Source organism: Ruegeria sp. YS9 (assembly GCF_024628725.1).
GTDB classification, from domain to species: domain Bacteria; phylum Pseudomonadota; class Alphaproteobacteria; order Rhodobacterales; family Rhodobacteraceae; genus Ruegeria; species Ruegeria atlantica_C.
This window is the reverse complement of the sequence record NZ_CP102409.1, coordinates 2,037,753-2,059,884: the sequence shown is the minus strand read 5'-3', so window position 1 is coordinate 2,059,884 and position 22,132 is coordinate 2,037,753. Positions and strand designations below refer to the sequence as shown.

General features: G+C 59.7%; 20 protein-coding genes. 13 read left to right on the top strand and 7 right to left on the bottom strand.

The genetic code is table 11. The features are described 5' to 3' along the window. Window positions 1–70 precede the first annotated feature (70 nt). From NOR97_RS10480 to NOR97_RS10460, 5 genes are read left to right on the top strand one after another with little or no spacing between them, the layout of a single operon-like run. Entirely contained in the window at window positions 71–1,891 is a 1,821-nt protein-coding gene (locus NOR97_RS10480; RefSeq protein ID WP_170343756.1) for an ABC transporter ATP-binding protein, read from the top strand. A gap of 5 nt (window positions 1,892–1,896) precedes the next feature. Next, window positions 1,897–3,066 (top strand): acetylornithine deacetylase, encoded by a 1,170-nt coding sequence (gene argE, locus NOR97_RS10475; protein ID WP_257599056.1) that lies wholly within the window; start codon window positions 1,897–1,899, stop codon window positions 3,064–3,066. A 40-nt stretch (window positions 3,067–3,106) separates the two neighbouring features. Continuing rightward, window positions 3,107–4,273 (top strand): M20 aminoacylase family protein, encoded by a 1,167-nt coding sequence (locus tag NOR97_RS10470; RefSeq protein ID WP_257599055.1) that lies wholly within the window; start codon window positions 3,107–3,109, stop codon window positions 4,271–4,273. A gap of 15 nt (window positions 4,274–4,288) precedes the next feature. Continuing rightward, complete coding sequence (locus NOR97_RS10465; protein ID WP_257599054.1) at window positions 4,289–5,452, top strand: M20 aminoacylase family protein; 1,164 nt, start codon at window positions 4,289–4,291, stop codon at window positions 5,450–5,452. A 22-nt stretch (window positions 5,453–5,474) separates the two neighbouring features. Continuing rightward, window positions 5,475–6,638, top strand: a complete 1,164-nt coding sequence (locus NOR97_RS10460; protein ID WP_170343760.1) for a M20 aminoacylase family protein — start codon at window positions 5,475–5,477, stop codon at window positions 6,636–6,638. A gap of 71 nt (window positions 6,639–6,709) precedes the next feature. Here NOR97_RS10460 and NOR97_RS10455 read toward each other — a convergent pair whose 3' ends face one another. Together NOR97_RS10455 and moaA are read right to left on the bottom strand one after the other, a co-directional pair. Further along, window positions 6,710–8,008, bottom strand: a complete 1,299-nt coding sequence (locus NOR97_RS10455) for a 3-deoxy-D-manno-octulosonic acid transferase (RefSeq protein ID WP_257599053.1) — start codon at window positions 8,006–8,008, stop codon at window positions 6,710–6,712. A 1-nt stretch (window position 8,009) separates the two neighbouring features. Further along, window positions 8,010–9,017: a GTP 3',8-cyclase MoaA gene (gene moaA, locus NOR97_RS10450; RefSeq protein WP_171631101.1), complete on the bottom strand. Its 1,008-nt coding sequence runs from the start codon at window positions 9,015–9,017 to the stop codon at window positions 8,010–8,012. 91 nt (window positions 9,018–9,108) lie between these two features. Between moaA and NOR97_RS10445 the strand changes: the two genes are divergently transcribed. Beyond that, a complete protein-coding gene (locus NOR97_RS10445; RefSeq protein WP_257599052.1) occupies window positions 9,109–9,540 on the top strand; it encodes a hypothetical protein in 432 nt (143 codons plus the stop codon). Here NOR97_RS10445 and NOR97_RS10440 read toward each other — a convergent pair. From NOR97_RS10440 to glmU, 4 genes are read right to left on the bottom strand one after another with little or no spacing between them, the layout of a single operon-like run. Next, window positions 9,528–10,214, bottom strand: a complete 687-nt coding sequence (locus NOR97_RS10440; protein WP_257599051.1) for a DNA alkylation repair protein — start codon at window positions 10,212–10,214, stop codon at window positions 9,528–9,530. The genes NOR97_RS10445 and NOR97_RS10440 overlap by 13 nt on opposite strands. A gap of 5 nt (window positions 10,215–10,219) precedes the next feature. Next, entirely contained in the window at window positions 10,220–10,762 is a 543-nt protein-coding gene (locus NOR97_RS10435) for a pyridoxamine 5'-phosphate oxidase family protein (RefSeq protein WP_257599050.1), read from the bottom strand. A gap of 3 nt (window positions 10,763–10,765) precedes the next feature. After that, window positions 10,766–12,589, bottom strand: coding sequence for a glutamine--fructose-6-phosphate transaminase (isomerizing) (gene glmS, locus NOR97_RS10430; RefSeq protein ID WP_170343765.1), 1,824 nt, complete (start codon window positions 12,587–12,589; stop codon window positions 10,766–10,768). Window positions 12,590–12,592: 3 nt separating this feature from the next. After that, complete coding sequence (gene glmU, locus NOR97_RS10425; RefSeq protein ID WP_257599049.1) at window positions 12,593–13,945, bottom strand: bifunctional UDP-N-acetylglucosamine diphosphorylase/glucosamine-1-phosphate N-acetyltransferase GlmU; 1,353 nt, start codon at window positions 13,943–13,945, stop codon at window positions 12,593–12,595. A 134-nt stretch (window positions 13,946–14,079) separates the two neighbouring features. Between glmU and NOR97_RS10420 the strand changes: the two genes are divergently transcribed. The 3 genes from NOR97_RS10420 (at window position 14,080) to NOR97_RS10410 (ending at window position 17,308) form a co-directional block, all read left to right on the top strand. Then, window positions 14,080–14,751: an HAD-IA family hydrolase gene (locus tag NOR97_RS10420; protein ID WP_257599048.1), complete on the top strand. Its 672-nt coding sequence runs from the start codon at window positions 14,080–14,082 to the stop codon at window positions 14,749–14,751. A gap of 39 nt (window positions 14,752–14,790) precedes the next feature. Next, a complete protein-coding gene (locus tag NOR97_RS10415) occupies window positions 14,791–15,981 on the top strand; it encodes a DegT/DnrJ/EryC1/StrS aminotransferase family protein (RefSeq protein ID WP_257599047.1) in 1,191 nt (396 codons plus the stop codon). A gap of 163 nt (window positions 15,982–16,144) precedes the next feature. After that, complete coding sequence (locus tag NOR97_RS10410) at window positions 16,145–17,308, top strand: isovaleryl-CoA dehydrogenase (protein ID WP_170343769.1); 1,164 nt, start codon at window positions 16,145–16,147, stop codon at window positions 17,306–17,308. A gap of 52 nt (window positions 17,309–17,360) precedes the next feature. Here NOR97_RS10410 and NOR97_RS10405 read toward each other — a convergent pair whose 3' ends face one another. Next, window positions 17,361–17,963, bottom strand: coding sequence for an OmpW family protein (locus tag NOR97_RS10405; protein ID WP_257599046.1), 603 nt, complete (start codon window positions 17,961–17,963; stop codon window positions 17,361–17,363). Window positions 17,964–18,168: 205 nt separating this feature from the next. Here NOR97_RS10405 and NOR97_RS10400 point away from each other — a divergent pair, with 205 nt between their 5' ends. From NOR97_RS10400 to NOR97_RS10385, 4 genes are read left to right on the top strand one after another with little or no spacing between them, the layout of a single operon-like run. Further along, entirely contained in the window at window positions 18,169–19,626 is a 1,458-nt protein-coding gene (locus NOR97_RS10400) for an AMP-binding protein (RefSeq protein WP_306976054.1), read from the top strand. Continuing rightward, window positions 19,623–20,099, top strand: coding sequence for a hypothetical protein (locus tag NOR97_RS10395; protein ID WP_257599044.1), 477 nt, complete (start codon window positions 19,623–19,625; stop codon window positions 20,097–20,099). Before NOR97_RS10400 ends, NOR97_RS10395 begins: the two co-directional genes overlap by 4 nt. Then, window positions 20,096–21,700: a carboxyl transferase domain-containing protein gene (locus tag NOR97_RS10390; protein ID WP_257599043.1), complete on the top strand. Its 1,605-nt coding sequence runs from the start codon at window positions 20,096–20,098 to the stop codon at window positions 21,698–21,700. The genes NOR97_RS10395 and NOR97_RS10390 overlap by 4 nt, the downstream gene beginning before the upstream one ends. Before the next feature lies 1 nt (window position 21,701). Next, window positions 21,702–22,127: an ASCH domain-containing protein gene (locus NOR97_RS10385; protein ID WP_170343774.1), complete on the top strand. Its 426-nt coding sequence runs from the start codon at window positions 21,702–21,704 to the stop codon at window positions 22,125–22,127. Window positions 22,128–22,132 lie beyond the last annotated feature (5 nt).

The window sequence follows — 22,132 nt, the reverse complement described above, 5'->3', positions numbered from 1 at the left end:
ACTTTTCCCGGTGGCCCGCCGTAGCGTTCGGCATTCAGAACAAGAACAACGTCGTCAAGGGAGCGCGCACGTGCTGGATCAGCCTATTGCTCAAATCAAAAAACTGCGGGTGGAGTTTCAGACAAAGGACGGTCCCGTTGTTGGTGTTGAGGACGTCTCGTTCGAGGTCAAGCCAGGCGAAACCGTTTGTATCGTTGGCGAATCGGGCTCGGGGAAGTCGGTTTCATCGTTGTCCTTGATGCGCCTGGTCGAGTTCGGTGGCGGCGAAATCGCGGGCGGCGAACTGCTGTTTGATCGTCGCGATGGCGAAAAAATGGACCTGGCCAAGGCCGATCAGGATCTGATGAAGCAGATTCGCGGCAACGAGATCGGGATGATCTTTCAAGAGCCGATGACCGCGCTGAACCCCGTTTTCACCGTGGGTCGCCAGTTGACCGAAGGTCTGCGTATCCACAAGGACATGACGAAAGCGCAGGCAGAAGCGCGGGCGCTTGAATTGTTGCGCCAGGTTCGCATACCTGAACCTGAGCGGCGTCTGAAACAATATCCTCACGAGTTGTCGGGCGGGATGCGCCAACGCGTCGTCATTGCGATGGCGATGGCCTGCGAGCCGCGCCTGTTGATCGCCGACGAACCCACCACAGCGCTGGACGTGACCATTCAGGCCGAGATCCTGGCCTTGATGGACCGCCTCAAGCGGGAAACCGGAACTGCGGTGATGTTCATCACCCACGATATGGCCGTGGTTGCACAGATGGCTGACCGTGTGGTTGTCATGTACCGCGGCAACAAGGTCGAAGAAGGCACCGTCAAGGAAATCTTTGAAAACCCGCAGCACGACTATACCAAGGCGTTGCTGGCCGCAGTGCCGAAACTGGGCGAGATGCAGGGGAAATCTGCGCCCGAGCCGATGAAGCTGCTGGGGGTCGAAGGGCAGAATATTGCACCAATTCCGGGTACGGAAGAGGTTCTGCTGACCGTCAAGAACCTGACGACCCGGTTCCCGGTCAAGGGCGGGCTTTTGCGGCGCACGATCTCGAACGTTCATGCGGTCGAGGATGTCTCGTTCACACTGAACAAAGGTCAGACGCTCAGCCTTGTCGGCGAATCCGGGTGCGGCAAGTCTTCGGCGGGGCGTTCGATCCTGCGGCTGGTTGAGCCTCTGGCGGGCGAGATTGATCTGGACGGTGTCGACATCATGAAGCTTGACCCATCTGGTTTGCGCAAGGCGCGGCTGGACATGCAGATGATTTTCCAGGACCCGTTCGCATCGCTGAACCCGCAGATGCAGCTGGTCGATCAGGTGGCCGAGCCGATGCGCAACTATGGCGTGGCGTCGGGATCCGAGCTTCAGGACCGCGTGGCACAATTGTTCGACAAGGTGCAATTGCCGCGCAGCTTCATGCGTCGGTTCCCGCATGAAATGTCGGGCGGTCAGCGGCAACGGATTGCCATCGCGCGGGCTCTGGCCCTGAACCCCAAGCTGATCATCGCGGATGAGGCGGTCTCGGCCCTCGACGTGTCGGTGCAAGCGCAGGTTCTGAACCTGATGATGGAATTGCAGTCCGAACTGGGCCTGTCTTATCTGTTCATCAGTCACGATATGGCCGTGGTTGAAAGGGTCAGCCATTATGTCGGGGTCATGTATCTGGGTCGTATTGTCGAACTTGGGCCCCGGGCGCGGGTGTTCGAGAACCCGCAGCATCCCTATACACAGGCGCTGATGAAGGCGGTTCCGATCGCGGACCCGAACAAGCGGAAATCGGAAAAGGATCTGAATTTCAAACCGATCCCATCTCCGATTCATCCCACTGACTACACGCCGGAACCTTCGCAATATCGAGAGGTTGAGGCAGGGCACTTCATCCTGACCACCGACAGCGGGTATTGACCCCAATGGCGAAACGCCTGACGCCGCTTGAGATCATGACAAAGCTGATCTCATTTCCGACCGTAAGCCGCGACACCAATCTGCCGCTGGTGGATTGGGTCGAGGAATACCTGCAAGGTCATGGAATCGCGCCCCATCGGTGGCCGGACCCGGATCAACCGCACAAGGCCGCGATCTTTGCGCATGTGGGTCCGCTGGAAGAAGGCGCGGTGGTTTTATCTGGCCACACGGATGTCGTGCCGGTGGACGGTCAGCCGTGGGATACCGATCCTTTCACGGTGACCGAGAAGGACGGCAAATACTTCGGTCGCGGCACCTGCGACATGAAGGGGTTTGACGCCCTGGCGATCTGGGCCCTGGTCGAAGCGCATTACGCTGAAATAAAGCGGCCGCTGCAACTTGCGCTCAGTTTTGACGAAGAGGTCGGATGCACCGGTGCGCCGCCCATGATTGAGGCAATTCAACAGGTTTTGCCCAAGGGATCGGCAGTGATCGTGGGTGAGCCGTCGATGATGCAGGCGGTGACGGGGCACAAGGGCGGGTTCGGCATTGATACACATATTGTCGGGTTCGAAGTGCACAGCTCGATCATGCATACCGGCGTGAATGCGATCATGGCGGCGGCGCCTTTGATCGATTGGGCAAATCATAGAAATGCCGAGAGCATGGCCGCTGAGCCGAGCGAAATCGCGGCTGTTTTTGACCCGCCGTGGACCACCTGTCATGTCGGCATGATCGAAGGCGGGACAGCCCACAACATCACTGCCAAAGACTGCAAGTTCATGATGGATTTCCGCACGGTGCCGGACGAAACGCAGGCTGAATGGCGCGAGGCCTATATCGAACAGGTTCGCCAGGTCGAAGCACGTATGCAGGCCGTTCACCCCGATGCGCGTATCGAACTGTCTGAGCATTTCGCGATCCCGGGGCTGGTGCCTGAACAGGACGGAGAAGCCGAAGCTTTGGTGCGCGCCCTGACCGGGGACAACGCAAGCCACGTTGTCAGCTACGGGACCGAGGCGGGGCAGTTTCAGGAGGCCGGGTATTCAGCCGTGATCTGCGGTCCCGGCGATATCGCGCAGGCGCATCAGCCGAACGAGTTTATATCAATCGCGCAGTTCGATGCGGGGCACAAGTTTATGCAACGACTGGTTGAAAAGCTCGGCGCAGAGTAGCATTCAACACAGCATCAATTGTTCAGAGGAAGGTCTTGAGATGCCTGTCAAAAACAGACTTGCGGAAATGCACGGCGATATTGCCGCGTGGCGCCGCCATCTGCATGCGCATCCTGAATTGATGTATGACGTGCACGAAACCGCTGCTTTCGTTGTCGAGCGCCTCAAGGAGTTTGGTGTTGATGAGATCACTCCGGGAATTGGCAAGACCGGTGTCGTGGCCGTTATCCGGGGGCGGCAGGATACGACCGGGCGCGTGATCGGACTTCGTGCAGATATGGACGCATTGCCGATCGAAGAGGCGACGGGGTTGGATTATGCGTCGACCGTTTCGGGCAAGATGCACGCCTGCGGGCATGACGGGCATACCTCGATGCTGCTTGGGGCCGCCCAGTACTTGGCCGAAACGCGAAACTTCGATGGCACCGTGGTTCTGATTTTCCAGCCGGCAGAAGAAGGCGGCGCGGGTGGCTTGGCCATGTGTCAGGATGGTCTGATGGACCGCTGGGGCATTGATGAGGTCTATGGCATGCACAACATGCCGGGCTTGCCGGTGGGCGAATTCGCGATCCGACCCGGCGCATTGCTGGCCTCATCTGATGAATTCGAGATCACGATCACCGGCAAGGGCGGACACGCGGCTGCACCGCATGACGCGGTAGACACCACGCTGGTAGCCTCGCATATCGTTGTGTCGTTGCAATCCGTCGTGTCGCGCAACGTCGATCCGATCAAACGCGTGGTGCTGACTGTGGGCACGTTCGAAACGGACAGCGTCGCGTCGAACGTGATCGCGCATACCGTCCGTTTGCAGGGGACCGTCCGGACACTCGACCCAGAATACCGCGCGATTGCAGAAGAGCGCGTGCGCAGGATCGCCGAGGATACGGCCTCGGCCTTCGGCGCAAAGGCGGATGTCGTCTGGACGCCCGGCTATCCGGTTACGGTCAACTCCGAGGCTGAGACGGCGTACGCTGCCGAGGCGGCCGAGGCTGTGGCGGGCAGGGTCAACGACGGCACTGATCCGATCATGCCCTCGGAAGATTTTGCCTACATGCTTGAAGAACGGCCCGGAGCTTACATCTTTATCGGGAACGGGGACACGGCCATGTGCCATCACCCGGAATACAACTTTGACGACGACGCGATTCCCGCCGGTTGCAGTTGGTTTGCCGAGATTGTGGAACGACGATTGCCGGTCGCATAAATCAGGGAGAGTGCCATGCCGATCAAGAACCGCCTTGCAGAGATGCACGAAGAGATCACAGGCTGGCGGCGTGACATTCACCAACACCCGGAAATTCTGTACGACACGCACCGCACCAGCGCGCTGGTGGCGGAAAAGCTGAAGGAATTCGGCTGTGATGAGGTCGTGACAGGCATCGGTCGCACCGGAGTGGTCGGGGTCATTCGCGGCAAAAGCGACACGCAGGGCCGCGTGATTGGCCTGCGTGCCGACATGGATGCCCTGCCGATGCAGGAACAGACCGGGCTGGACTATGCCTCGAAGACACCTGGCGCGATGCATGCCTGCGGGCATGACGGGCATACCGCCATGGTTTTGGGAGCGGCAAAATACCTGTCTGAGACGCGCAATTTCGATGGCACCGCAATCGTTATCTTTCAGCCCGCCGAAGAGGGCGGGAATGGTGCCGAGGCCATGTGCAAGGACGGTCTGATGGATCGGTTCGGCATTCAGGAAGTCTATGCGATGCACAACGTACCGGGCCTGCCCACCGGGCAGTTCGCGATCCGTTCGGGCCCATTGCTGGCTGCGGCGGACGAATTTGACATCCATCTTGAAGGGCGCGGAGGTCACGCTGCGAAACCCCATGAGACGGTCGATACGACGGTGATGCTGTCGCAAATGATCGTGGCATTTCAAACGATCGTGTCGCGCAATGCGGATCCGATCCTGCAAGCCGTGCTGTCGGTGACGTCCGTTGAGACGTCTTCGACAGCGTTCAACGTGATCCCGCAATCGGCGCGGATACGCGGCACGGTCCGGACCCATTCCAACCAGATGCGTGATCTGATCGAACAGCGCCTCAAAGAGGTCGCCGAAGGGATTGCTGGAACATTCGGTGGTTCCGTGAACGTCAATTACACGCGTGGCGTTCCGGTGACGATCAACGCCGAAACTCAAACGGGATATGCGGCAGAAGCCGCGGTTTCGGTCGGGGGCAGCTGCATCGAGGCGCCGATGGTCATGGGGGGTGAGGATTTCTCGTTCATGCTGGAGGAACGGCCCGGAGCCTTCATCGTTCTGGGCAACGGTGACAGCGCCGGGTTGCACCACCCTGAATACAACTTCAACGACGAGATCATCCCGATCGGATGCTCATGGTTTGCAGAAATGGTCGAGCGCCGAATGCCGGCGGCTTGAACTGAATTAGGAGAGAGAAGACATGCCAGTCAAAAACCGCTTTGCCGAGTTGCAGGATGAGATCACCGCCTGGCGACGGGATCTGCACGAAAACCCGGAAATCCTGTTCGAAACGCACCGCACCAGCGCAATGGTGGCCGAGAAATTGCAGGAGTTCGGTTGCGATGAGGTCGTCACCGGCATCGGGCGCACCGGCGTTGTTGGCGTGATCAAGGGCAAATCGGACAGCAGCGGCAAGGTGATCGGTCTGCGGGCGGATATGGACGCGTTGCCGATTCATGAGGCGACGGGATTGGACTATGCCTCGAAAACACCGGGCGCGATGCATGCCTGCGGCCATGATGGCCACACGGCGATGCTTTTGGGTGCTGCGAAATACCTGTCGGAAACCCGAAACTTCGATGGCACGGTCGTTGTGATCTTCCAGCCTGCCGAAGAGGGCGGCGGCGGTGGTCGTGAAATGTGTGAAGATGGCATGATGGACCGCTGGAATATTCAGGAAGTCTACGGCATGCACAACTGGCCGGGACAACCTGTGGGCAAGTTCGCCATCCGTCCCGGTTCCTTCTTTGCCGCAACCGATCAGTTCGACATCACTTTTGAAGGGCGAGGTGGTCATGCGGCCAAGCCGCATGAAACAGTGGATACCACGGTTCTGGCTGCGCAGGCGGTGTTGGCGCTTCAGACCATTTCCTCGCGCAATGCCGATCCGATCGATCAGGTCGTGGTGTCGGTGACGTCGTTCGAGACCTCGTCGAAAGCGTTCAACGTGATCCCGCAAACCGTTCAGATCAAAGGAACCGTACGCACCATGAGCAAGGACATGCGGGATCTGGCCGAAAAGCGGATCAATGAGATCTGCAATGGAATCGCGGCCACGTTCGGAGGCACGGCAAACGTGACCTACATCCGCGGGTACCCGGTGATGGTGAACAGTGAAGAACAGACCGAGTTCGCCGCAGCTGTTGCCCGGTCGGTATCCGGCGATTGCGACGATGCGCCTTTGGTCATGGGAGGCGAGGACTTTGCCTTCATGCTGGAGGAACGTCCCGGGGCCTATATTCTAGTGGGTAACGGCGATACGGCCATGGTTCACCACCCGGAGTACAACTTCAACGATGAGGCGATTCCCGCCGGTTGCAGCTGGTGGGCAGAGATCGTTGAGCAGCGGATGCCGGCGGCCTGATCGGACGAGTGGGGGCTCTGCCCCCACACCCCCGGGGTATTTTCGGCCAGATGAAGAGGGATCCTGCACTTTCAAGTCAGGTTGAGCGAGCTGCACAGTGTTTCCACGACGGAGTCCAGCGCGTTGCTTTGGGTCTTGACGCAGGATTGGGCGGCGTTGCGGGCCTGGGTCAGGGCTTGGTCGTCTGAAAGCCAATGCTCGACCGCCGCAGAGAGATCCTTTTCGGTTCGAACCTCGATGGCGCCACCGGTTTTGATCAGCGGTGCGAATGTTTCTGCAAAATTGAAGTATCCGGGGCCGGTAATCACGGCGGCTCCGGCCTGTGCCGGTTCGAATGGGTTGTGACCGCCGATGTCTTTCAGGGAGCCGCCCAGGAACACGATGGGACACAGCGCGTACCATGTGCCGGTCTCGCCCAATGTATCTGCGACATATACCTGGGTTTCGGTTTTGATAGGGGAAGTTTCGGATCGGAACGCGGCGTTGAGATCGGAGGCTTCCAGTAGTTTGGCGATATCGCCGCGTCGCTCGGGGTGGCGCGGGATCAGCAACAGCAGCAGATCGGGCCAGCGTTCCAGAAGTGATTGGTGCGCGGCCAGAACGGTTTCCTCTTCACCGGCATGGGTTGAACTGGCGATCCACACAGGTCTGCCAGAAATCTGAGAACCGATGTCATCCAGCGTGCCGTGGTCTATGGGAAGGGGGTCTGACATGGCCTTGAGATTGGTGCCGGGCCGGACGCGGCCGGCAGGGGCACCCATGGCTGTCAGGTTGGCTGCGGTTTTGTCGTTCTGCGTCAGGAACAAGTTGAATTTGTTCAGAATGAACCGCGCCGTTTCGGGGCGTTTTTTCCAACCGGCAACAGACTTGTCCGACAGTCGTGCATTCAGAAGGGCCAGCTGAATGCCCCGTTTGGCGCTTTCGACGATCAATCGGGGCCAGATTTCGCTTTCGACGAAAACCCCGCCTTCTGGTTGCCAATGGTTCAGAAAGCGTCGGACCGGACCTGCCGTGTCAAGCGGCGGGTATTGATGCCGTGTGCGGGGCGGCAGGCGTTTTTCGATCAAAGCCGCTGAGGTCGGGGTGCCGGAGGTGATCAGAAACTCGGCTTCGGGCAGGCGGTCTGCGAGCCGTCTGATCAGGCTGAGGACCGAAAGGCTTTCGCCGACGCTGGCGGCATGGAACCAGATCAAACGCCCATTTGGCCTGGGCAGGCTGGCATGGCCAAGGCGTTCTTGTTGTCGCTTGACAGGTACGTTTGCTGCCCGCAGCTTGTTCCGCACGACCCGCCATACCAGGGGCGCGGCAAGAGACGTGAGGGCGCAGTACGCATGGTACAACGCCGTGGGGCGGCTGTCGTGATCCGGCATATCAGCCGCCTGTGTGACTCATGTGACGGCTCATCCGGCCATCGACGGCTTGGCGGGAATAGTCGAAGTCATGCCCTTTGGGCTTGAGATTTATGGCGGACCGGATCGCGTCTTCAAGCGGCTGTTCGGTATCGGGATGATCGCGCAGGGCGCCGCGCAGGTCGGCCATGTCTTCCTGACCCAGGCACATGTAAAGTTCGCCCGTGCAGGTCAGCCGGACCCTGTTGCAGCTTTCACAGAAATTGTGCGACAGCGGCGTTATGAAGCCTATTTTCTGGCCGGTTTCCTCGAGCCGCACGTAACGGGCCGGGCCACCGCTGCGTTCGGCGAGATCGGTGACCGAATAGTGGTTTTCGTATTCTTTCCGCACGTCTTTGAGCGACCAGTACTGATCCAGGCGGTCTTCGTTGCCGATATCACCCATCGGCATGACTTCGATCCAGGTCAGATCCATATCCCGCTGGGCGCACCATTCCGTGATTTTCGGAAGTTCGGGTTCATTGAACCCTTTCAGGGCGACGGCGTTGATCTTGATCCGCAGTCCAGCCTTTTGCGCGGCGTCAATTCCGTTCAAAACCTGTTTCAGGCGCCCCCAGCGTGTGACCTTGGCGAACTTGTCATCATCCAGAGTGTCCAGCGAGACATTCACCCGGCGCACACCGGCCGCATACAGATCATCGGAAAATCGGTGCAGTTGCGACCCATTGGTTGTCAGCGTCAGTTCCTTCAATGCACCGCTGTCCAGGTGGCGTGTCATCGAGTTGAAGAAAGTCATGATGTTGCGACGCACCAACGGCTCACCACCCGTAATGCGCAGCTTTTCGACCCCCATCCTGACGAAGGTCGAACACATCCGGTCCAGTTCCTCCAATGTCAGCAGGTCTTTTTTGGGCAGAAAGGTCATGTTCTCGGACATGCAATACACGCAGCGGAAGTCGCAGCGGTCCGTGACGGAGACGCGGAGATACGTGATGGCGCGGGCAAACGGGTCGATAAGCGGAGCTGTCATGATGTAATAGGTAAAGCTGGAACATGGCCGCGACAAGGGCGAACTGTGCTTTGCGCTGGAACAGGTGGGCGCGGGGCTGTAGGTTTCCGGCATGAAGAAAATACTTGTTTTGACATGCGCAATGACGGCCGGATGCGACGCCGTGCAGTCAACGACTGACCGAGTGTTCGGCGGGGGCGACACGCCCGTCCAGACGGTGCCTGACGCGGAAACTGGCACCGCAGTTGCCGAAGAGGTTCTGCAACCCGAACCGGTTTCCGCGCGCCCGAACTGGGTTGGGGCGAAAACCACCATCGCCGGGCTCGGGGATCCGACCTCTCCGGGGCGCTGGATGCAGACTCCGCTGGTGGACAGCGAAGTTACGGCGCGTGTCGTCGTGCCGCGAACCGGGGCGCAGGCCTATATCACATTGGTCCCGGTTTCCGGTCCGGACAGCAGCGGCAGTCGCTTGTCTCTGGACGCCATGAGGGCCCTGCTGGTGCCCCTCGACGAACTTGTCGAGCTTGAGGTCTATATGGACTGATTTTTCAGGTATTTGCCTGCCTCGCGGCGGGCAAATGGCTTCATGGCATCACCGTGCTGTTTCAGAAAGGCGATCACGCGTTCCGGGTCATGTTTGGACAGTTCGCGGAGCCACCAGGCGATGGATTTCTGAATGAACCAGTTGCGGTCCGGAACATATCCGGCAGCCCAGCCAAGGATGCGGTCACGGCGGCGCAGGTCGTCAGGCTTGGGGTGGTTCTGTTTGGTCCAGGGCAGGGTTGCGACCAAGGCTGCGCGCCGGGTCCACATGTGATCGGACCGGGTCCAATGCTCTACCTGATCCAGTCGGTCAGGATCTGCTGAAAGTCGCTTTTGCATCGCCATGCACGCGTGATCCGCAACGGCCCAGGCATCGAATTCCGGCAGCCAGCTTTGAAGCAAATTCCAAACCGCCGCATCCGGTCGGATGCGTGCCTGAGTCAAGAGTTTGGATGCAGCAAGTCGCCCCTCGTGGATGTTGCTTTGCCATAGCCCGTCCGCCAATTCGACCCGCGCCGGCACGTCCAGTTCTTTCCGCCACGCCTTGGTCAGGTCGTTGAGAACCGGGTTCGCGACGCCCAGATAGATGCGATCCGCCTTGTGGTAACTGGCCATCTGGGTCGCCCGCTCGGGGTCACCATGCGCTTTGATTTGATCGAGATATCCACTCAGCATCGGGCTCACTTTGGTACGCCGGTTGGCTTTCCATCAATCGTTTGGCCGTTCCTTTCCACCCAGTAGGTACGGATTTCCTCGTCTGATTTTCCATCCACCCATTTCTGCATCGTGTCGCGGTCGGATTGGAATTCCATGAAAGGCACGGCATAGCCGCAAGAGGTCTGCACCATGTCGATCGACTGGTCATAGATTTGCCGTGCGCTTCGGTGATTTGGGAACAGGCCGGCAAGGTCGTTCCATCCATCATCCCCGACATGCAGGCAACGTGCCGTGCCATAGGTGCGCAGGATCATCGGACGTGTGGTGAAGGAACACCACATCAGCGTCATCCTGTTGACCTGCAAAAGATGCCCCGCCGTTTCATTGCCACTGCCGGTCAGGTTCATCCAGACGATGCGGTTCGGCCCCAGTACCCGCAGCGAATCCATTCCCTTGGGGGAAATATTGACCCGACCTTCGGCCCCGGCGGTGCCGACGAAGAACATATGCTGGTCTTCGATGAACCTTTGATGCGCTTCATTAAGCTGCGGGAACTGCTTGGCCATAAATCACTCCACCGTGACCGACTTTGCCAGATTGCGCGGCTGATCCACATCCGTGCCCTTGGCAACAGCCGTGTGATAGGCCAGCAATTGCGCGGGAATCGAGTAGAGGATCGGTGCAAGGCTGGTGTGAACATGTGGCATGCGGATGCTGCTCCAGACACCGTCGCCGGCCTCGTCAATGCCATCATCATCAGAGACAAGGATCACTTTGCCCTTGCGCGCCATCACTTCCTGCATGTTCGAGACGGTCTTGTCGAAAACCGTGTCACGCGGGGCCATGACGACCACAGGCATATGCTTGTCGATCAGGGCGATGGGGCCGTGTTTCAACTCTCCCGACGCGTATCCTTCAGCGTGGATATAGCTGATTTCCTTCAGCTTCAGCGCGCCTTCCATTGCCAGCGGATACATCAGACCACGGCCCAGAAACAGGACGTCGCGCGCCTCGGACAGGCGTTGGGCGGCCTTGCGGATCGCCCGGTTCTGATCGAGTGCCGCGTTCAGCACGGTCGGCAACCCACGCAGCGCGGCGGCATGATCGGCGATGTCCTCATCCGTCAGCGTGCCCCGGTCTGCGGCAGCCTTGAGCGCCAGCATCAGCAGCACGCTCAACTGGCAGGTGAAGGCCTTGGTCGAGGCGACACCGATTTCGACACCGGCATGGATCGGCAAGGCGATATCGCTTTCCCGTGCAATCGAGCTTTCGGGCACGTTGACGACCGAAACGATCTTGTCTGCCTTGCCCTCGCAATAGCGCAACGCGGCCAGCGTGTCGGCGGTTTCGCCCGACTGGCTGACGAACAGCGCCAGTGTTCGGTCGGTGATCGGCGGTTCGCGATAGCGGAACTCGCTGGCGATATCGACTTCAACGGGCATCTTCGCCAGTTGCTCGAACCAGTATTTCGCGGTCAGGCAAGCGTAAAACGCGGTGCCGCAGGCCACCATGGTCAGACGGTCCAGTTTGCTGAAATCCAGATCCGTGTCCGGCAGGACCACGCGGTCGCCGCCCGTGGGCAGGTAGGACCGGATCGCCTCTGCCACGACAATGGGCTGTTCAGCGATTTCCTTGGCCATGAAATGCTTGTGCTCGCCCTTGTCCGCGCGTGCGTGATCCAGTTTGATCTTGCGCTTTTCCCGGTTTGCCAACTCACCGGCCTCGTTGCGGATTTCAAGTGACGTCCGGGTCAGAACCGCGCGGTCGCCTTCTTCCAGATATGTGATCTGGTTGGTCAGCGGGGCCAGGGCGATGGCGTCAGAGCCCACATACATCTCACCATCCCCATGGCCGATGGCCAGTGGTGATCCCTTGCGGGCCGCCACGATCAGGTCGTCCTCTCCGTCGAACAGAAAGGCCAGTGCAAACGCGCCTTCCAACTGGTCGATCGTCCTGAACGCGGCCTCAACCGGGGACAGGCCCGAGTTCAGGTGGTGTTCCGTCATGAGGGCAACCGTTTCCGTGTCGGTTTCGGTCTGGAAATCAACACCATGTTCGGCCAGTTCGGCCCTCAGGTCGCGATAGTTTTCGACGATGCCGTTATGAACGACGGCCACAGGACCCGCCTTGTGCGGATGTGCATTGTTGACCGATGGGGCACCATGTGTGGCCCAGCGGGTGTGGCCAATGCCGGATTTTCCGGGAAGAGGATCATGCACCAGAAGGTCGCTGAGATTGACCAGCTTGCCAACCGCGCGCCGCCGGCCCAATGCGCCGTCGTTGACGGTTGCAATCCCGGCGCTGTCATAGCCGCGATATTCCAGCCGTTTCAGGGCTTCTACCAGAATGGGGGCGGCCTCGTGCTGCCCCAAAACACCTACTATTCCACACATATCTCAGGCCTTTTTATCGCGGCGAGCCTTCTTCGCCTTCAACATGTCAAACAATTTACGCGCATATCCGGGCTTGTTTTCCTGCTTGGCGCGGGCCACGGCCAATGCCTCGGGGTCCACATCCCTGGTCACGACGGTGCCCGTCGCGGTCATCGCGCCGTCGCCCACAGTGACCGGGGCCACCAGCATGGTGTTCGAGCCGACAAAGACGTTCGCACCAATCGTGGTTTTATGCTTCATCACGCCGTCATAGTTGCAGGTGATCGTCCCTGCGCCGATGTTGGTCGCAGCGCCAACCGAAGCGTCTCCGATATAGCTGAGGTGATTGACCTTCGCGCCTTCGGCGATTTCGGCATTCTTGATCTCGACGAAATTGCCGACCCGCGTGTTTTCAGCGAGTTCGGCGCCGGGGCGCAGGCGCGCGTAGGGGCCGACGACAGCGCCCCGGCTGACATGGCAGCCCTCAAGATGCGAAAAGGCCCGGATCATCGAGCCGCTTTCAACCGTGACGCCCGGTCCGAACACCACATTCGGTTCGATCACCGTATCGCGCCCGACCACCGTATCCGCAGCCAGGTACACCGTCTCTGGGGCCATCAATGTGACGCCCAGGTCAAGAAGCTCAGCTCGCGCGCGCGCCTGAAACACGGCATCTGCGGCGGCCAGATCAGCGCGAGAGTTCACGCCCAGCGTCTGCGCCTCGTCGCACGCGACAGCGGTCACGTTCAGCCCACGGCGGCGCGCAATTTCAACCACGTCGGTCAGATAGTACTCGCCCGCAGCGTTGTCGTTTCCGACCTCGTCGATCAACGAAAACAGCAACTGCGCATTGCAGGCCAAAAGCCCTGAATTGCAGAAAGTTATGGATCGTTCTTCATCTGACGCATCTTTGAACTCGACAATGCGTTCCAGCACATCGCCATTCATGACCAGCCGGCCATAACGGGCAGGGTCGACCGCTTCAAAGCCAAGAATGACCAAGTCATTCCCGGACCGCGCCTCGATCATCCTTTCCAGCGTGTCGGGCTGCAAGAACGGGGTGTCGCCGTAAAGAACAACCACATCGCCATCGAAGCCGTTCAATGCGTTCCGGGCCTGGGCGACCGCATGGGCCGTACCCAACTGGTCTTCCTGAACGGCGATTTGCACATCTTCATCCTCGGCCATTGCGGCCTTTGCCACAGCTTCGGACCCGTGGCCGGTAACGATCACAGTACGTTCGGGCGACAGGACAGATCCGGCGCGCATCGCATGGATCAGCATCGGAACCTGAGCGATGGGATGCAGGACTTTGGGAAGATCCGAATTCATCCTGGTGCCTTTTCCGGCGGCAAGGATGACAAGGGCATTGCTCATGAAATCGTTTTCTCTTTGTGTTTTGTTGCCGTCCGTTTTATCCGCTGAGGTCAAAGGCGCAAGCCGTTCGGCCATCAAACAAGATTGCCGATTGAAACAGGACACGGCGAAAACCTGCCGAGCAAGGGGGCGAAATGCGCACCGTCATCTTCGATCTGGATGGTACTTTGGCGGATACATCCGGCGATTTGCTGGCTGCCGCGAACCATTGTTTCCGCGAGATGGGGCACGGGGATGTCCTGGTCCACGGTGCAGATTCAGGTATAGCGCTGCGAGGCGGACGCATGATGCTGACCCACGGGTTGAAACGTGTCGGGGCCTATGACGAGGATACGGTCCAGGCCTACTATCCGGTTCTGCTTGAAGCTTATGCTCGGGACATCGACACCCACACCAGTTTCTACCCCGGTGCACTACAGGCGGTCGAGATGCTGAGTGACGCGGGTTACGGTGTGGGCATTTGCACGAACAAACCGGAACATCTGGCCGAATTGTTGCTGACGCGCATGGGGGTGCGGGACCGTTTTGCATCTTTGGTCGGGGCCGATACGCTGCCGGTACGCAAACCGGACCCGGCGCCGCTGCGGGAAGCTGCGCGTCGAGCCGGGGGCGATCCGGACTGGTGCGTGCTGGTCGGAGATTCGGATACCGACCGCAACACCGCCAGGGCGGCGGGCGTTCCTTCCGTGCTGGTTACCTTCGGGCCATCGGGGGATGACATGGCGGCTTTGGAACCCGACGCCCTGCTGCACCATTTTGATGATTTGCCCGGCCTCGTGCCTGATCTGATCGGTGCGGCAGCCTGAAACCTTGACCGGACCCTTTCGGAGCCTCAGAACAAGATCATGACCGACATATTCTCTGGCAGCTTTACGCAGCAGGAACCCCTTCCGGAAGATGCAATCGAAGCGGCATTGGCCGTTCTGCGCCATGGGCGTCTGCATCGTTACAATGTCGTCCCCGGAGAGTTGGGGGAAACAGCCCTGCTGGAGCAGGAATTTGCGGCGCAGATGGGGGCAAAATACTGTCTGGCGGTTTCGTCTGGCGGTTACGCTCTGGCCACGGCCCTGCGTGCGGTTGGCGTGCAGCCCGGTGACCCGGTTTTGACAAATGCGTTTACGCTGGCGCCGGTCCCGGGGTCGATTGCCTCGGTCGGAGGGCGGGCAATTTTTGTCGGAGTGACGGAAGACCTGACCATTGATCTGGATGATCTTGAGGCCAAGCTGGATCAGGCGCGTGTGTTGATGCTCAGCCATATGCGCGGACATCTGTGTGACATGGACCGGCTGATGCAGATGTGTGACGCAGCCGGGGTGATCGTGATCGAGGATTGCGCACACACGATGGGTGCAGCCTGGCGCGGTCAGTTGTCGGGGCGGCAGGGCGCGATCGGGTGTTATTCCTGTCAGACCTACAAGCATGTCAATTCCGGCGAAGGGGGCTTGCTGGTCACCGATGACGAGGAACTGGCGGCCAAGGCCACGATGTTGTCGGGATCCTACATGTTGTATGAACGCCATCTTGCGGCGCCGGGGCCGGACGTGTTCGAACGGATCAAATATACCACGCCCAACGTCTCGGGCCGGATGGACAATTTGCGCGCGGCGATCCTGCGCCCGCAATTGCGGGATCTTGACCGACAGGTGGCCCGGTGGAACGAACGTTATCGCGAGATCGAAACCGGGTTGCGCGGCACTCCGGGTCTGACGATTGTCGAGCGGCCCGAGGCGGAAACCTATGTTGGGTCTTCGATCCAGTTCCTGCTGCTGGATTGGTCGCCTGAACGGATAGCCGAAGTCATCAGCCGTTGCGCGGCGCGTGGGGTTGAGCTGAAGTGGTTCGGCGGTGCCGAACCGACAGGTTTCACGTCGCGCTATGACAGTTGGCGGTATTTCGACAGCGAGCGGATGCCGGAAAGTGACCGCGTTCTGGCCGGCGTGATGGATATGCGCGTGCCTTTGACGTTTTCCCTGGAGGATTGTCGATTGATCGCACGGATCATCCGGGCCGAAGTGAGCGCGGTTTATCAGTCTTGACCAAGCGGAGTGCGCCTGCGGCGCACGCTCGATCTTTTGAAACGCCGCCCTTTTCGGGCGGCGTTTTCCGTTTCGGACGCGCTGTCACAAAGATTGACCGGCAGCAGATTCGCTGCTAGAGATTTATTGAACACTTGTTCATTAAAGCGGAGGGAAGACGCAGATGTTCATGGCCACGATGAAGTTTGATCTGGGTGAGGATGTGAATGCCCTGCGCGAGATGGTGCATCGCTGGGCGCAGGAGCGTGTCAAGCCGATGGCGGCCGAGATCGACGCCACGAATGCCTTTCCGAACGAGCTGTGGAAAGAAATGGGAGAGCTTGGTCTGTTGGGTGTCACCGTGCCGGAAGAGTACGGCGGTGCAGGCATGTCTTATCTGGCGCATACGATCGCCGTGGAAGAGGTTGCGCGTGCGTCGGCCTCGGTTTCCTTGTCATACGGGGCGCATTCCAACCTGTGCGTGAACCAGATCAAGTTGAACGGCAATGAAGAGCAGAAGCAGAAATACCTGCCGCGCCTGGTTTCCGGTGAGCATGTAGGGGCGCTGGCCATGTCAGAGCCCTCGGCCGGCTCGGATGTGGTGTCGATGAAACTGCGCGCCGAAAAGCGGAACGATCATTACCGCTTGAACGGCAATAAATACTGGATCACCAACGGGCCGGACGCGGATACTCTGGTGGTTTATGCCAAGACGGACCCCGATGCCGGATCGAAGGGCATTACCGCATTCCTGATCGAAAAAGAGATGAAGGGTTTTTCGACCTCGCCCCATTTCGACAAGTTGGGTATGCGCGGGTCGAACACGGCTGAGCTTATCTTTGAAGACGTCGAGGTGCCGTTCGAGAACGTGTTGGGCGAAGAGGGCAAGGGTGTTGCCGTGCTCATGTCCGGGCTGGATTATGAACGTGTCGTACTGGCAGGCATCGGGACCGGCATCATGGCCGCCTGTCTGGACGAAGTGATGCCTTATGTGGCCGAGCGCAAGCAGTTCGGCAAACCCATCGGTAGCTTTCAGTTGATGCAGGGCAAGATTGCCGACATGTACACCGCGATGAACTCGGCGCGGGCCTATGTCTATGAAGTCGCCAAAGCCTGTGACCGCGGTGACGTGACCCGGCAGGATGCGGCGGCGTGCTGCCTTTACGCGTCGGAACAGGCGATGGTTCAGGCCCATCAGGCGGTTCAGGCGCTGGGCGGGGCGGGCTTCCTGTCGGATGCGCCGGTCAGCCGGATTTTCCGGGATGCCAAGTTGATGGAAATCGGCGCAGGCACCAGCGAGATTCGCCGGATGCTGATCGGCCGCGAAATGATGAATGAAATGCTCTGAAAGAAAGAACGCCCTGCGGACGAGGAAACCGCAGGGCGTTTTGGAAACGGGATCAGAACCGATGGACGTAGGAAACACCGACCAGCCAGGGATCGATTTCCGCGGTGCCGATGGGGGCGCCGTTGAGCGAGACGTCCGAGTCAATGTCGAACCAGCGCACGTTCAGGCGGATCGCCCCGTTGTCGGTGACCATGTAATCCAGACCGGCCTGCAACGAGACGCCGAAGGAGTCATCGACCTTGATATTGCCCAGGGGCGATTGCTCGTCGAAGAAGATCGTATAGTTGAGACCGGCGCCGACATAGGGTTTCCAGGCGCTGTTGGTCGGGAAGTGATAGTTCAGCGACAGGGTGGGCGGCAGGTGCTTGACCGTGGCCGCGTCCGTACCGCCAAGGGAAACGGTGTGTTTGAACGGGGTCGCTGCCAGAAGCTCGATACCCAGGTTGTCGCGAATAAAGTATTCAGCAGTGAAGATCGGGCGGGTGTCCGCGTCGATCGTCGCTGCCGCACCGGCCAGCGTACCGTTGTCGGATTTCGGATCCAGATAGCCAACACCGATACCCAGCGTCCAATCCCCTTGCGACTGGGCCAAAGCCGGAGCCGCCAGTGCGACCAACGCGGTAGACAGTGTCAAAGCGGCGAGTTTCTTTGTCATATTCTTGCCTTTGGTTATGTTGATGCTCTTGGTTTTGCAAAGGCGGTGTCCGGCCACTCTGATCTGCATCAAGTTTGCGTGATGTGTCCGCCCAAGGTCAGGTCGCGAAGCATCAGAAAAACAAGGGGAATTCGCGTTGCTGCACGCTGAGCGCATACCGGGTTTGCGCTCAGGACGAGGCTGGGACATACCGGACCGGCTGAACATGGCGCAGCAATGTCTGAACCATCCGGGTGAACAGGTGGCGCTTGTTGATCTGACCGGATCAGGGCGGCGGCTGATAACCTATGGGCAACTGGCACAGATGGCTGATGGGATCGCCCGCGCCCTGCTGGCCCGCGTCCAGCCCGGTGATCGGGTCGGAGTGCTGCTGAGCCAGTCTCCCTGGTGTGCGGCAGCTCATTTGGCGATCTGGAAGATCGGCGCGATTTCGGTGCCCTTGTTCAAGTTGTTCAAGCAGGATGCGCTGCGATCGCGGGCGGGCGATGCAGGCGTTCAGATTGTGCTGACCGATGCCGAAGGGGTGGATTTGCTGGGCGATCTGGCTGAACCTCTGATCGCATCCGAAATTGGCGTGGCGGGTCCTGCGCTGCCCTATGCCGCGACCGGGCCCGAGGATCCTGCCGTATTGATCTACACCTCTGGTACAACCGGCAGCCCGAAAGGCGCACTGCACGGGCACCGGGTTCTGACCGGGCATTTTCCGGGCGTCTCGATCAGCCACAATCACCTGCGCGACGGAGACTGCCTGTGGACCCCGGCGGATTGGGCGTGGATCGGTGGGTTGTTCGATGTGCTGATGCCTGGCCTTGCGCTGGGCATCCCGGTTGTCGCGGCACGGCTTGAGAAGTTCTCTCCCGAAGCCTGCGCCGAGATCATTGCGCGGGGCGGGGTGCGGAATGTCTTCTTCCCACCAACAGCGCTGCGGATGCTCAAGGCTTCGGATCAGGCGATCCCCGGGCTGCGCTCGGTGGCGTCCGGCGGCGAGCCGCTGGGGGCCGAGATGCTGGCCTGGGGCCAATGTGCGTTTGGTCTGACGATCAACGAATTCTACGGTCAGACCGAATGCAACATGGTCGTATCCTCCTGCGCCGAGGATTTCCCCGTTCAACCCGGATGCATTGGGAAACCGGTGCCGGGGCATGAGGTTGCAGTGATCGACGACAACGGCAACCCGACCAGCGAGGAAGGCGATGTCGCCATCCGGCGCGGTTCGGCTTCGATGCTGCTGGAATACTGGAACAATCCGCAAGCGACGGCCGAGAAGTTCCGGGGCGACTGGCTGATCACCGGAGACCGCGGCGTGTGGGAGGGCGACTATCTGCGCTTTGTCGGTCGGGATGATGACGTGATTACCTCCGCCGGATACCGGATCGGCCCGGCCGAGATTGAGGACTGCCTGCTGACCCATCCGGCGGTGGCGACGGTTGGCGTGGTCGGCAAGCCTGACAAGCTGCGGACCGAGATCGTGAAAGCTTATGTGGTGTTGAAACCGGGGGCCGAGGCCACGGGTGCCGAGTTGCAGGAGTGGGTCAAGGACCGTCTGGCGCAGTATTCCTATCCGCGCGAGGTGGCGTTTCTGGAGGAGCTGCCGATGACGGTGACGGGGAAGGTGATCCGGAAGGAATTGAAGGTGCGGGCGGCGGGGGAGGTACATGAATGAAGCGACTGCTGACACTGTGTGTATTGACCTTTGGTGCTACCGCTCCGCTAGCTGCTGAGGAAACGATAGAAACGCTGGATGTCCCTACTTGGTTTGACGGTTGCACAGCGCTGTCCGGCACCCTCATAGCTAACGAAATGGATACTCGATGTATGTCTTCGGCATATGACTACTGCGAACTTGGACATCCGCCCGTGGAAAGGCGCGTTTGTATTGAGAAATTGAACGCTCATCTTCTGGCAAAAACCAAAGAAATCGCAGAGGGCTTGCCTGATCAAGTGGCAGGTTTGAGCGGCTTTGAGAAATGGTCTTACCCGCGTCGTTTGGAGAAATTCAGAAATGACGAATTCGATCCAGACTGTTCTCAAATGACAGAATTTATGTGTGAAACTTTCAATATCATAGTGCGATGGAGCGCCGCCAGAGATCTTGAACGATTGTCAAATGCGCCTAGAGGATCAGACGAAGAATGAAACTCACATCCAAAGCTTTGCCCGCCTCCGAGGGCTTCAAACAAAACCGCACCGCCCATCTCGACGCGCTGGCGCAAATCTCTGCGGCTGCCGAAGCCGCCCGCATGGGCGGTGGCGAGAAATCCCGCGCGCGGCATGAATCCCGTGGCAAGATGTTGCCCCGGCGGCGGGTGGCGAACCTGCTGGATCCGGGGTCTCCGTTCCTCGAAGTCGGGGCGACGGCGGCGCATGGGATGTATGGCGATGCCGCGCCTTGTGCCGGCGTCATCGCGGGGATTGGCCGGGTGCAGGGGCGTGAGGTCATGGTGGTGTGTAACGACGCCACCGTGAAGGGCGGCACCTACTATCCGATGACGGTCAAGAAACACCTCCGCGCGCAGGAGATCGCCGAGGAAAACCATCTGCCCTGCATCTATCTGGTCGACAGCGGTGGCGCGAACCTGCCCAATCAGGATGAGGTCTTTCCCGACCGCGATCACTTTGGCCGCATCTTCTATAACCAAGCGCGGATGAGCGCGAAGGGTATCCCTCAGATCGCTGTGGTCATGGGCTCTTGCACGGCCGGTGGGGCTTATGTGCCCGCGATGTCCGATGTGACGATCATCGTCAAGGAACAGGGCACGATCTTTCTGGCCGGCCCGCCTCTGGTCAAGGCCGCGACGGGCGAGGTCGTCAGCGCCGAAGATCTGGGCGGCGGCGATGTGCACACGCGCCTGTCCGGCGTCGCCGACTATCTGGCCGAGGATGATGCGCACGCGCTGGCTCTGGCCCGTCGGGCGGTTGGGTCACTCAATCGCCGCAAGCCGCAGACGGTGGACTGGGCCAGCCCCGAAGATCCGGCCTATGACCCCGAGGAAATCCTGGGCGTTGTCCCTGCTGATCTGCGCACGCCCTATGACATCCGTGAAGTGATTGCGCGTCTGGTCGATGGGTCTCGGTTCGACGAATTCAAACCGCGCTTCGGCGAAACGCTGGTCACGGGGTTTGCCCATGTCAAAGGCTGCCCGGTTGGGATCATCGCCAACAACGGCGTGCTGTTTTCCGAGGCGGCGCAGAAGGGTGCCCATTTCGTCGAGCTGTGTTCGCAACGCAAAATCCCGCTTGTGTTCCTGCAAAACATCACCGGGTTCATGGTCGGCAGGAAATACGAAAACGAAGGTATTGCGCGGCACGGGGCCAAGATGGTGACGGCGGTGGCGACGACCTCGGTGCCCAAGATCACCATGCTGGTCGGCGGCTCGTTCGGGGCCGGAAACTATGGCATGGCCGGTCGCGCCTATCAGCCGCGATTCCTGTGGACCTGGCCGAACTCGCGGATTTCGGTGATGGGTGGAGAGCAGGCCGCTGGCGTTCTGGCCACCGTCAAACGCGACGGGATAGAACGGCAGGGCGGCACGTGGTCCGCCGAAGAAGAGGCCGAGTTCAAACGCCCGACGCTGGAAATGTTCGAGGAACAGTCGCATCCGCTCTATGCCTCGGCGCGACTGTGGGATGACGGCATCATCGACCCGCGCAAAAGCCGCGACGTGCTGGCGCTGTCGTTGAACGCCGCGCTGAACGCTCCGATCGAGGAGACACGCTTCGGCGTGTTCAGGATGTAAAATGAGCGTGACTTTGAAAGACCTTATGGCCCGCTATCCAGGTGCGCAAACCTTCAAATTCGGCGACAACCCGGTGCTGAGTGCAGAGCTTCTGGCTTTGGTCCGTTCTGGCCGTAAAACAGCGACCTGCGATGCGCTCGGCAACTATCCGGACGGCAGCCCTGAAATGCCGAAGCCCGGTCGACGCGATATTGCGCTGAACTGGGATGACACACCGGCTTTGGTCATTGAAACCGTCGGTGTCTCGATCCAGCGCTATTGTGATGTGACCGAGGAATTCGCTTTGGCTGAAGGTGAGAATGAAACGCTTGAAGGATGGCGGGAAGATCATCGCCGTTATTTCCAACGAAACGGCGGCTTTGATCCTGAGATGAAACTCGTGTGCGAACGGTTCCGTCTCGTCGAAGATCTGGCAGTGGAAGGGTGAAAGAC